10 protein-coding genes and 2 tRNA genes are annotated in these 12051 nt (G+C 65.8%); all 12 read right to left on the bottom strand.

Annotated elements, in window-relative coordinates; translation table 11 throughout:
- Positions 1–11 precede the first annotated feature (11 nt).
- The 12 genes from SOM10_RS07805 to dnaN all read right to left on the bottom strand — a co-directional run bounded on the left by SOM10_RS07805 (position 12) and on the right by dnaN (position 11871).
- Positions 12–293, bottom strand: coding sequence for a hypothetical protein (locus SOM10_RS07805; RefSeq protein WP_053098248.1), 282 nt, complete (start codon positions 291–293; stop codon positions 12–14).
- Positions 294–525: 232 nt separating this feature from the next.
- A tRNA-Ala gene (locus SOM10_RS07800) sits at positions 526–598 on the bottom strand.
- A gap of 26 nt (positions 599–624) precedes the next feature.
- A tRNA-Ile gene (locus SOM10_RS07795) sits at positions 625–698 on the bottom strand.
- Positions 699–783: 85 nt separating this feature from the next.
- Positions 784–1731 (bottom strand): DUF4097 family beta strand repeat-containing protein, encoded by a 948-nt coding sequence (locus SOM10_RS07790; protein ID WP_320489340.1) that lies wholly within the window; start codon positions 1729–1731, stop codon positions 784–786.
- Positions 1728–2414, bottom strand: coding sequence for a LuxR C-terminal-related transcriptional regulator (locus SOM10_RS07785; RefSeq protein WP_056275698.1), 687 nt, complete (start codon positions 2412–2414; stop codon positions 1728–1730). Before SOM10_RS07785 ends, SOM10_RS07790 begins: the two co-directional genes overlap by 4 nt.
- Complete coding sequence (locus SOM10_RS07780; RefSeq protein WP_053098246.1) at positions 2402–3670, bottom strand: sensor histidine kinase; 1269 nt, start codon at positions 3668–3670, stop codon at positions 2402–2404. Before SOM10_RS07780 ends, SOM10_RS07785 begins: the two co-directional genes overlap by 13 nt.
- A gap of 136 nt (positions 3671–3806) precedes the next feature.
- Positions 3807–4211, bottom strand: a complete 405-nt coding sequence (locus tag SOM10_RS07775; protein WP_053098244.1) for a DUF3566 domain-containing protein — start codon at positions 4209–4211, stop codon at positions 3807–3809.
- Positions 4208–6769 carry a DNA gyrase subunit A gene (gene gyrA / locus SOM10_RS07770; protein WP_320489338.1) on the bottom strand — a complete coding sequence of 854 codons (2562 nt, stop codon included), beginning with the start codon at positions 6767–6769 and terminating at the stop codon, positions 4208–4210. Before gyrA ends, SOM10_RS07775 begins: the two co-directional genes overlap by 4 nt.
- Before the next feature lie 51 nt (positions 6770–6820).
- Positions 6821–8890, bottom strand: a complete 2070-nt coding sequence (gyrB, locus tag SOM10_RS07765; RefSeq protein WP_171821963.1) for a DNA topoisomerase (ATP-hydrolyzing) subunit B — start codon at positions 8888–8890, stop codon at positions 6821–6823.
- A 118-nt stretch (positions 8891–9008) separates the two neighbouring features.
- The gene (locus SOM10_RS07760) at positions 9009–9512 is read right to left on the bottom strand and encodes a DUF721 domain-containing protein (RefSeq protein WP_053098242.1); all 504 of its coding nucleotides are present in this window, start codon (positions 9510–9512) and stop codon (positions 9009–9011) included.
- Positions 9505–10665: a DNA replication/repair protein RecF gene (gene recF, locus SOM10_RS07755; RefSeq protein WP_053098241.1), complete on the bottom strand. Its 1161-nt coding sequence runs from the start codon at positions 10663–10665 to the stop codon at positions 9505–9507. The genes SOM10_RS07760 and recF overlap by 8 nt, the downstream gene beginning before the upstream one ends.
- A 63-nt stretch (positions 10666–10728) precedes the next feature.
- Complete coding sequence (gene dnaN / locus SOM10_RS07750) at positions 10729–11871, bottom strand: DNA polymerase III subunit beta (RefSeq protein ID WP_053098240.1); 1143 nt, start codon at positions 11869–11871, stop codon at positions 10729–10731.
- Between the last annotated feature and the right edge of the window lie 180 nt (positions 11872–12051).

Raw genomic sequence — 12051 nt, 5'->3', positions numbered from 1 at the left:
GACGCGTGGAGTCAGAGCTCGTCGTAGAAACCGGTGTACGGGAAGTCGACGTCACCGGTGTCGCGGGGGTCATATGCCACAGTCGCCACACTGATCGTCACTTGCGTCGTCGGGGTGATGAGCACGCTGACTGCCCGGTTGCCGACGACGACCATGTCGACGAAGGTGCCGGCGGTCTTCGTGGCTGACTCGATACGTTCTCGCAGATCATCGATGTTCTGATCCTGGGCGAGCAAGTAGCTCGATCCATCGAACACGATCTCGGTCTGGATCATCGTCTCCCCGTCGGTCATTCCAGCACGCTACGCCCTCGACCTGAGAATACGGAGGGGGGTTGATATCTAGAAGGTCTAGTGAGAGGCGGATGCCGCATCGCCCTCGTTGTTAACAGGTCCATCCACAGCTGTGCACTCAGATGGCTCCGCGCGAGCAGTTGTTAACAGGGTTGTTAACACCTGTGGAGACATGCGAAAACGAGAAGGCCCCGCACATGGCGGGGCCTTCTCGAACTGTCTCAACACAGTGTGGAGCCTAGGAGATTCGAACTCCTGACATCCTGCTTGCAAAGCAGGCGCTCTACCAACTGAGCTAAGGCCCCGTGAGGGTATTCATTTAGTTGAGGAGTGGGCCCACCAGGACTTGAACCTGGGACCTCTTCATTATCAGTGAAGCGCTCTAACCGCCTGAGCTATGGGCCCGTCAACCTCCGAAACTTTACCGGAGATTTCCCGAAATACCCAATCGAGGGCGAGGGCACCGGCGCGCCCTCGCCCTCGATCGGAATCAGCGGCCCGGACGGATCGTCACACTGCCTGCCGCAAGTGTGACATCGATCGTGTTCCGGGTGCCGGATGACTGATCGACCTTCGCGTCGAGCGATCCGGCACTGACGTCCTGGATGATCGAGTACGACTCATCCGGAACCGTGAGATCCACCGATCCCGCGCTCACGTCGATCGTCGTCTCAGACGGTGCCCGGCCCGTCAGCTCGACGGTGAGGTCGCCCGCCGACACACTGAGATCGGCGGCGTCGACGCCGTCGAGCAACGCGTCGGCACGACCCGCGCTCATATCGATGCTGAGGCTGCTCGCCGCACCTTCGACATCGAGCGCACCGGCGTTGACGGTGACGTCGAGGGCGCCGAAGTCTCCGACCACATCGAGACTGCCCGCATCGAGAGTGAGGTCGGCATCGAGCTGCGCGTCGCTCAGCTCTTCGGGCAGGGTCAGCACCGCCGACTGGTCGTCGCCGAACCACTCGCCGAACCACCATCCGAAGCGGAACTCCGGGCTGCGGACGATCAGCTCGTCACCCTCGCGCTCGAGTTTCCAGGCGGGGCCGCGAGCGTTCGTCACTGCCAGCTCGGCCTCATCGACGTCACCGAACTCGATGCGCATGTTGCCGGCATCCACGTCGAGGTCGAGCGTGTCGATGCCGGACGCGTCCTCGGTCAGCACGGCGTCGCCGCCCTGAGTGGAGGCCATCATGCTGCCGGTGGCGGCGACAGCCGCCGACCCGCCCGCTCCGAGGAGCGCGATGCCGCCGACGATCGCCGTGACGATCATGATCGCCGTTGTCCCCGAAGAGCGGCCGGCATCGGCCGGTGCCGCCTGCGCCTGCGCGGGCGCCGGTGCCGGTGCCGGTGTGGGCTCCTGTCCCTGGGGCGCGGACGCCGGCGGGGGAGTGAGGGGCGTGTGCCCGCCCTGGTAGTCGTCGTTGTTCGTGGTCATCGTCCCAGTCCTGTCTGTCCGGTCGGCGTCGAGCCGCCCGTGTTCTCGATGTGTGCCAGGGCCGCCAGCACGCGTCGGTTGCCCGACTCGCCCTGTTCGAAGCCCAGCTTCTGGAAGATCGCGGTGATGTGCTTCTCGACGCTCGCCTCCGAGAGGAAGAGCAGACCGGCGATGGCCTGGTTCGACTTGCCCTCGGCGATCAGTGCGAGCACGGTCCGTTCGCGCTCGGTGAGACGCTGCATCCGGTCGTCGCGGTTGCGGCGGGTGAGCAGCTGAGCCACGACCTCGGGGTCGAGCACGGTGGCACCCTCGGAGATCCGCTGCACGGAGGCGAGGAACTCAGAGACGTCGGCGACCCTGTCCTTGAGCAGATAGCCCAGAGGCCCGCCCTGTGCGGCGATGAGGTCCGACGCATACCGCTCCTCGACGTACTGAGAGAGCACGAGCAGCGGAAGCGCGGGATTGGTGTCCCGAAGTCCGAGCGCCGCGCGGATGCCCTCGTCGGTGAAGGTCGGGGGGAGCCGTACGTCGAGGATGCACAGCTCGGGATCCGTCTCGATGACGGCCTCGCTGAGACCGCTGGTGTCGGGAAGAGCCGCGACCACACTGTGTCCGGCGTCCTCGAGCAGTCGCACGAGCCCCTCGCGCAGCAGGACGGAGTCCTCGCAGATCAGGATGCGCATGGCACGTTCACCTCCAGGCTGGTCGGTCCGCCGACGGGGCTCTCGAGGCGGAAGGTTCCGCCCGCTGCGAGGATGCGATTCGCGATGCCGTCGAGGCCTCCGCCGGGCTGCACCTGGGCGCCGCCCATGCCGTTGTCCTCGACGCGGGCCCAGAGCACCCCTCCGTCGCGGAGGCGGACAGTGACACGTGCCTCGCTGGCCCGCGAATGCTTCGCGGCGTTGGTGAGCGACTCGGCGATCGAGAAGTAGACCGCGGCTTCGGCCTCACGGCTGCAGCGGCCGTCCATTCGCACATCGAGATGGACGGGGATGTGCGAGCGGCCGGCGAGGGCGGACAGCGCCGCGTCCAGGCCCCGGTCGTCGAGGACCGATGCATGGATGCCACGGGCAAGCTGACGCAGCTCGGTGATCGCGGCCTTGGTCGAGGTGTGCGCCTCGGCGATCAGCTCCTTCGCGGCATCCGGGTCGTTGTCGATCTTCTGCTGGGCGAGCCCCAGGGTCATGCCGACCGATACGAGTCGCGGTTGGACGCCGTCGTGCAGGTCACGCTCGATACGTGTGCGTTCGACATCCGCGGCACGTACAGCGCCCTCACGCTGAGCAGTGCTGGTGCGCACTCGCTCGGTGAGCTCGGCCTCGCGGCTGCGAACGACGATGGCGAGTGAGAGCACGCGGTTGAGGAGCGCCAGTCCGATCATTCCGGCGAGGCACGCGGCGACTCCGAGGATCCCGATGAGCGGTGCCCACGCGGGGTCGATGCCGCCCCCGCCGAACGGACCCATCACGGCATCCGTTCCCGTGAGAGGAGCGAACGAGATGGCGATCGACCAGACGAGGCCGAAGGCGAGCCGCAGCACGATCCAGCCGAGAACGGCGGTGATCGCGAAGTTCGCGAGGGCCCTCCACATGCGGCCGTCGATGGCCTGGCGGCCGAGCGAGCGGAGCCAGCCCGCGAACCCGGGGCGATCCCGAGGGCGCCATCTGAGCGGCGTGATGGGCGACCTGTAGAGAGCGCTGACTCGCGCGACCTCGAACCAGCCGACGCCGAACAGGGCGTACACGAGCCCGACGAGCAGCACGATGCCGACGCCCGCCGCGAAGAGCAGGCCGAGGCCGGTGCCGAGGAGTCCGGAAAGAGTCGCGAAGATGAAGCCGCCGATGACTCCGATTCCCGCGAGATGCAGGATAGAGAGCACGATGCGCAACGGCGGCTTCGTGGCCGTCGCCGGTGGTGGCGTGGCAGTGTGTGTCGTCATGGTTCAAAGGTACGGCGGCCCCGATCCGGCCGACACCGAGGCAACCGGAGACCCGGGTTCGGGTTTTCCCTACTCCGTCGGAGAACAGAAGAGGGGCGGATGCTGTTCGCATCCGCCCCTCCTCGAATCCTGACGATCAGTTCGACATGAACCCGACCAGCAGTCCGCCGGTCACCTTCACGGCGACGTTGTAGATCCCGGCGATGACCGCACCCAGCACCGTGAACACGATGAGGTTGAGGATCGAGACCACCGCGGCGAATGCCATCACCTGCGGCAGGCCGGCGACCTCGGAGATCCGCACGGAGTTGTCGGTGATGGTTCCGATGAACTCATCCGCCTGCGTGAGGATGCCGGTCGCCTGCAGCACGAGGAAGATCAGGAAGAACGACACCATCGTCACGATCGCGAGCGCCACAGCGCCCAGGAACGACAGCTTCACGGCCGACCAGAAATCCACGTAGACGAGGCGCAGGCGCACCTGCTTGCCACCGGTCTTGCGCGTGGACTTCTTCGCCAGCTTGTCGGCTACTGTGCTCATGCGTCTGCTTCCTCAGGGTTCTCGTTCGTCTCGAGGGCCGTGGACTCGGAGTCCACCGCAGCCTCATCCGATTCGTCTTCTTCGGTGAGGCCCCGCTCACCGTTGCGGGCGATGGCGAGGATCCGGTCGGCTTCCGTCGTCCGTGCGAACACCACTCCCATGGTGTCTCGGCCCTTCGCGGGCACCTCGGCCACGGCAGAGCGTACCACCTTGCCGCTGGACAGAACCACAAGGACCTCATCGTCGGAGGAGACCATCAGACCACCCGCGAGAGTGCCCCGATCGTCGTTGAGCTTGGCGACCTTGATGCCGAATCCACCGCGTCCCTGGACGCGGTATTCCTCGATGGCGGTGCGCTTCGCATAGCCGCCGTCGGTCACCACGAACACGAACTGGCCGAGGGCGGCGACGGATGCCGACAGCAGGCTGTCGCCCTCACGGAACTTCATGCCCTTCACGCCGGCGGTCGCGCGTCCCATCGGTCGCAGCGCATCATCGGTCGCACTGAACCGGACGGACATGCCGCGGCGGCTGATGAGCAGGATGTCGTCCTCAGCGTTCACCATGAGAGCCGAGACCAGCTCGTCCTCGTCGTTCAGGCGGATCGCGATGACGCCGCCCTGGCGGTTGGTGTCGTACGCGTCGAGACGCGTCTTCTTGACCAGACCGTCGCGCGTCGCGAGAACGAGATAGTCGGCGACCCCGTAGTCGCGGATGTCGAGCACCTGCGCGATGTTCTCGTCGGGCTGCAGGGCGAGGAGGTTCGCGACGTGCGTTCCCTTCGCATCGCGGCCGGCCTCGGGAACCTCGTAGGTCTTCGAACGGTAGACGCGACCCTTGTCGGTGAAGAACAGCAGCCAGTGGTGCGTCGTCGTCACGAAGAAGTGCTCGACGATGTCGTCGGCCCGCAGCTGGGCGCCCTTGATGCCCTTGCCGCCGCGGTGCTGCGACCGGTAGTTGTCGCTGCGCGTGCGCTTGATGTAGCCGGCGCGAGTGATGGTGACGACCATCTCCTCTTCGGCGATGAGGTCCTCCATCGAGACGTCGCCGTCGAAGCCGTGCAGGATGTGCGTGCGACGGTCGTCTCCGAAGCGCTCGACGATGCCGGTGAGCTCTTCGCGGATGATGTCGCGCTGCAGCGACTCGTCGACGAGGATCGCCTGGTACTCGCCGATCAGCCGCTCGAGCTCCGAGGCCTCGTCGAGGATCTTCTGACGCTCGAGGGCGGCCAGTCGGCGCAGCTGCATGTCGAGGATGGCCTGGGCCTGGATGTCGTCGATGTCGAGGAGCTTCTGCAGTCCCTCGTTCGCATCCTGCGTGGTCTGCGATCGACGGATGAGAGCGATGACCTCGTCGAGAGCGTCGAGCGCCTTGAGGTAGGCGCGCAGGATGTGCATGCGAGCCTCTGCCTTGGCGAGACGGAAGCGCGTGCGTCGGACGATCACTTCGAGCTGGTGCGTGATCCAGTGGGTCACGAACCCGTCGATCGCGAGCGTGCGCGGCACGCCGTCGACGATCGCGAGCATGTTCGCGCCGAAGTTCTCCTGCAGCTGCGTGTGCTTGTACAGGTTGTTGAGCACGACCTTCGCGACCGCATCGCGCTTGAGCACGACCACGAGACGCTGACCCGTGCGGTCGGACGACTCGTCGCGGATGTCGGCGATGCCGGTGATCTTGCCGTCACGGGCGAGGTCGCCGATCTTCACCGCGACGTTGTCGGGGTTCACCTGGTACGGCAGCTCGGTGATCACGAGGCACGTGCGGCCCTGGATCTCCTCGACGTTGACGACCGCGCGCATGGTGATCGAGCCGCGACCCGTGCGGTACGCCTCGTGCACGCCCTTGGTGCCGAGGATCTGCGCGCCGGTGGGGAAGTCGGGGCCGGGGATCCGCTGGATCAGACCCTCGAGCAGCTCCTCGCGGGGGAGGCCGGGGTTGTCGAGCGCCCAGAGGGCGGCAGACGACACCTCGCGCAGGTTGTGCGGAGGGATGTTGGTGGCCATGCCGACCGCGATACCCACCGACCCGTTGACGAGGAGGTTCGGGAAGCGGGCCGGAAGAACCGTCGGCTCCTGAGTCTGGCCGTCGTAGTTGTCGGTGAAGTCGACCGTGTCCTCTTCGATGTCCCGCACCATCTCGAGTGCGAGGGGGGCCATCTTGGTCTCGGTGTACCGGGGCGCCGCGGCACCCATGTTGCCGGGAGACCCGAAGTTGCCCTGGCCGAGGGCCAGCGGGTAGCGCAGCGACCAGGGCTGCACGAGACGCACGAGGGCGTCGTAGATCGCCGAGTCACCGTGCGGGTGGTACTGACCCATGACCTCGCCGACCACGCGAGCGCACTTCGAGAAGGACTTGTCGGGGCGGAATCCGCCGTCGTACATGCCGTAGATCACGCGTCGGTGGACGGGCTTGAGTCCATCGCGCACGTCGGGCAGCGCACGGCCGACGATCACGGCCATCGCGTAGTCGAGATAGCTGCGCTGCATCTCGGACTGCAGGTCGACCTGGTCGATCTTGCCGTGGTCGTGTGCCGGCTCGGGGCGTACTTCGTCAGTCATGTGTGTTGTCGATTCCGGTCGTTATGGGAACGAATGCAGGCGCGGGACGCGTCAGATGTCGAGGAAGCGGACATCCTTGGCGTTGCGCTGGATGAAACTGCGTCGCGATTCGACGTCCTCACCCATCAGCACGCTGAAGATCTCGTCGGCCGCTGCGGCATCCTCGATGGTCACCTGGCGGAGCGTCCGGGTGCTGTGGTCCATCGTGGTCTCCCACAGCTCCTTGGCGTTCATCTCGCCGAGACCCTTGTAGCGCTGGATGCCGGCATCCTTCGGGATCCTCTTGCCGTTGTCGAGTCCGAACTTGAGCAGCGCGTCGCGCTCGGCGTCGCTGAACACGTACTCGTGGGGCTGGTTCGTCCACTTGAGACGGTAGAGCGGCGGCATCGCGAGGTACACGAAGCCGGCCTCGATCAGTCCGCGCATGTAGCGGAACAGCAGCGTGAGCAGCAGCGTCGTGATGTGCTGGCCGTCGACGTCGGCATCCGCCATCAGCACGATCTTGTGATAGCGCGCCTTCTCGATGTCGAACTCTTCGCCGATTCCGGTGCCGAAGGCCTGGATCATCGCCTGGACCTCTTTGTTGCCCAGGGCCTTGTCGAGACGCGCGCGCTCGACGTTGAGGATCTTGCCTCGCAGAGCGAGGATCGCCTGTGTGTGCGGATCGCGACCCTGCACAGCGGAGCCACCTGCCGAGTCACCCTCGACGAGGAAGATCTCGCTGATCGAAGGATCCTTGCTCGTGCAGTCCTTGAGCTTGTCGGGCATCGCGGCGGACTCGAAGACGCTCTTTCGACGAGCGGTCTCGCGGGCCTTGCGCGCGGCGAGACGAGCGGTGGCCGCATCGATCGCCTTGCGGATGACGTTCTTCGCCTGGATCGGGTTGCGGTCGAACCAATCGCCGAGCTGATCGCCGACGACCTTCTGCACGAACGCCTTGGCCTCGGTGTTGCCGAGCTTCGTCTTGGTCTGCCCTTCGAACTGCGGCTCGCCGAGCTTGATCGAGATGACCGCGGTCAGTCCTTCACGCACGTCGTCGCCCGACAGGTTGTCGTCCTTCTCCTTGAGAAGATTGTTCGCCCGGGCGTACTTGTTGACGAGCGTGGTGAGCGCTGCGCGGAAGCCCTCTTCGTGCGTGCCGCCCTCGTGGGTGTTGATCGTGTTCGCGTAGGTGAAGACGTTCTCGGTGTACGACGTGGTCCACTGCATCGCGACCTCGAGAGAGATCTTGCGCTCGGTGTCCTCGGACTCGAACGCGATGATCTCGTCGTTGACGACCTCGGCGTGACGCACCTTGTTGAGGTATTCGACGTAGTCGACGAGACCGCGCTCGTAGAAGAAGACGTCGTTCGGCTGGGTGAGGGTCGGCTGTCCGTCGACCTCGACCTGGTAAGCCGAATCGGGACGCTCGTCGGACAGCTCGATGCGGAGGCCCTTGTTGAGGAACGCCATCTGCTGGAAGCGCGTGCGCAGGGTGTCGTACTCGAAGTTCGTGGTCTCGGTGAAGATCTCGGCGTCCGGCCAGAACGTGATGCTGGTTCCGGTGTCGTCGGACGCCTCGCCCTTCTCGAGCTGCTGCTGCGGGACGCCGCCGTTCGCGAAGCTGTGCCGCCAGACGAAGCCCTTCTGCTTGACCTCGACGTCGAACCGCGTCGACAGGGCGTTGACCACCGACGAGCCGACGCCGTGGAGACCGCCGGAGACGGCGTACGCGCCGCCGCCGAACTTTCCGCCGGCGTGCAGGATGGTCAGAACGACCTCGACCGTGGACTTCGTCGGGTCGGAGGAGTGGGGATCGACCGGGATGCCGCGGCCGTTGTCGACCACGCGGACGCCGCCGTCTTCGAGCAGCGTCACGAAGATGGTGTCGGCGTAGCCGGCGAGGGCCTCATCGACCGAGTTGTCGACGATCTCGTAGACGAGGTGGTGCAGACCACGCGGTCCTGTGGAACCGATGTACATACCGGGGCGCTTGCGGACGGCTTCGAGACCTTCGAGGATTTGGATCGAGTCGGCACCGTACTCACCGGGCTGCTTCACCTTGGGTGAGATCTTGCCCTCGGTCGCGGGGGTTCCCCCGTTGGTCGATTCCGTCTCGTCAGCGGGGGATTCAGGCGTCATCAGAGGGCATTCTCCACATCGATATCACGAATCCCCAGTCTAGCGGCTTTTCGTGGCGAGATGCGGCTCAGCGGCCGCGTGTGGCCCTCTGAGCGTTTCAGACCCCATCCGTGGTGTCCTACCCGTAGGTATCGCGCGGGCCCCGTCCTGGAACGACTCTGGGACCCCATTTCCAGGAGGGTACGTCCGGTCCGATGAAGCGGAGGTTCTCGACACCGGCGTCCGGATACCGTCGGCCGATCTCCGTCAGGATCGTTCCCCGCATGTACTGCAGGTTCTTCGCCCAGGCGGTCGAGTCGCACTTCACCGTGAGCACACCGCGCTCGAGGGAGACGGGTTCGGAGTGCTTGGCGGTGTCCGTGCCGGCGAGATCGGACCACTGCCTGACCAGGTCCTCACGGGCGAGAGTCTTCTGCCAGCCGGAGTCCCGCGTCAGCTTGTCGAGAACAGCTCCGAGCGCTCCGGGGTCGCGGCCGGGCGTGAACGGCGCGTTGTCGTCGTCGGTGACGATGCGTCGCTTGCGCTTCCACGTCTTCGAACTCGGCGCGAGTCCGCGCAGGCGCAGATAGGTCGCGACGGTCTCGGGAGTCTCGGATGCCGGATCGGGTGCGATCTCACTCATCTGCCACCTCCCTCTCATCACTGATCGTTCCCGCGGAGATCCGCACCACATGGGCGTGGAGCACCTCGGGGATATCCTCCTCCACGGCTGCCGTCACGACCACCTGCTCATAGCCCGCGGTGAGAGCGGCCAGCCGCTGACGGCGATCGGCGTCGAGTTCGGCGAACACATCGTCGAGGATGAGGACGGGATCGCCGGCAGGAGACTCGCTGCGCAGCAGCTCTGCGGAAGCCAGACGCAGCGCGAGGGCCACCGACCAGGATTCCCCGTGGGACGCATACCCCTTCACCGGAAGGCCACGAACGCGCAGCACGAGGTCGTCGCGATGAGGACCGGTGAGCGTGAGACCGCGGTCGAGCTCGTTCGATCGTTTCGAGAGGAGTGCGGCGTGGAACATCTCGGCGATGTCTCCCGACGTCTCGGCCGGCGCGTCGACACCCTCTTCGGGATCCGCACCGCGCACTGACAGAGCCCACTCGAGCTGCGGGCGATGATCCTCGCCCGCGATCGCCGCGTACGCCTCGGCCACCGGCTGCTGGAGATCTGCGGCGAGACGCTGTCGCGCGGTGATGATCTCGGCACCGAGGGAGACCAGCTTGTCGTCCCACACATCGAGGGTGCTCAGGGCCTCGCCCTTGATGCCGCGCGCCCTGGCCGACTTCAGAAGCGCATTGCGCTGCTTGAGCACCCGGTCGTAGTCGGCGAGGACCGAAGACATGCGGGGCGTGCGCTGGATCAGCAGCTGGTCGACGAAACGACGCCGAGACGAGGGGTCGCCGCGGACGATCTGCAGATCCTCGGGAGCGAAGAGCACCACATGGGCGTAGCGAGGCAGCTCATTGGTCTTCGAGGGGGAGCCGTTGATCCGCGCCTTGTTCGAGCCCTGCTTGTTGAGCTGGACCTCGATGAGCACCTTGCGTTCGCCGTGGGAGAGGCGAGCGCGGATGATCGCGAAATCCTGACCCTCGCGCACCATCGGGGCATCCGACGAGACCCGGTGCGAACCGAGAGTGGCGAGGAAGACGACAGCCTCTGCAAGGTTGGTCTTGCCCTGGCCGTTGCGCCCGACGAGGACGTTGGGACCCTTGTGCAGAGCGAGATCCGCGGTCGCGTAATTGCGGAAGTCGACCAGGCTCAGGTGTTCCACAATCACGCTGTCAGCCTACCTTCGGGCTCTGACACTGCCGTCGCCGCGCGAAGCGCGCCCGTCGCAGGATCAGCGAAGCAGCAGGTTCGGCTGCAGCAGGTACTTGAACGAATCCAGACCGGCCTGGTCGACCGAGGTCTGGCTCGTGATCAGCACGGGGCTGAGCTTGTTCGCGTTGTCGCTCGACGTGAAGGTGACGCGGACGAACTCGCTCTTGACCGCGCCGAGCGCCTCGATGAGGTACTGCGGGTTGAGGCCGAGCGTGACGTCGTCGCCACCCGAGAGGATCGCGTCGACGGACTCGGATGCACGCGCATGCTCGCTGCCCGACGCATCCATCGTCACGCTGTCGGACGTGAACGTGAAGCGCAGCGGAGCTGCTCGGTCGAGCACGAGCGACACACGGCGCACGGCCTCGACGAGGTCTGCGGTGTTCACGACCGCATAGTGCTCGGTCTGCTCCGGGAAGAGACGGCGGACCGGAGGGAAGTTTCCCTTGATCAGCAGCGAGGTGACCGTCTTGTTGCCGGCCGTGAACGCGATGATCTCGCGGTCGCCCGCTCCCGAGAACGCGATCTGGATGGTGCCGGCGTGACCGAAGGTCTTTCCGACCTCGAGAAGAGTGCGTGCGGGAACCAGTGCGCTGGCCTCGACCGCTTCGCCGTCCCACGGCACGTCGCGGAGCGAGACTCGGTAGCGGTCGGTGGCCACGAGGCTGAGCGTCTGGCCGGAGACCTCGAGCTGTACTCCGGTCAGGACCGGGGTGACGTCGTCGCGCGAGGCGGCGAAACCCACCTGGCTGATCGCGGTGCCGAAATCGTCGGCGGGCACGACGCCGGAGGAACCGGACACCTCGGGGATCGACGGATATTCCTCGACCGGCATGGCTGCGAGGGTGAACCGTGCCGAGCCGCAGGTGACCGTGATGCTGCCGTCGTCCTCGACGGCGATCTCGATCGGCGCGTTGGGAAGGCGGCTGGCGATGTCGGAGAGCAGTCGACCGTGCACCAGGATCGTGCCCGGTGTGTCGACGGTGGCTTCGATTGTCGTGCGCGCGGATGCCTCGTAGTCGAACGCCGAGAGCGTGAGACCGGAGCCGTCTGCCTCGATCAGGACTCCGGCGAGGATCGGCTGCGGGTTGCGCTGCGGAAGCAGCTTGACCACGAACGACACGGCCTCGCTGAAGACATCGCGGTTGACCTGAAACCTCACGGGTGCTCCCTTGTCGTCGTTCTGAGACGTGTCGTCATCGGTCCTGCCAGTGCAGGGCTTCCCATGCTAGCCCCCAACTCGGGAGTATCCCTACGACCGGATCAAAGCTCGGGCCTGTCGGACTTTCCCCACCCTCTGGTGATCGGATCGCCCCTGAATTGAATTAACTCCTTAACGGTG

The sequence above is a fragment of the Microbacterium sp. CFBP9023 genome, assembly GCF_034045055.1.
In the GTDB taxonomy this organism is placed as follows: Bacteria; Actinomycetota; Actinomycetes; order Actinomycetales; family Microbacteriaceae; genus Microbacterium.
The sequence above is the reverse complement of the archived record's forward strand: the minus strand, read 5'-3'. Positions and strand labels throughout refer to the sequence as shown.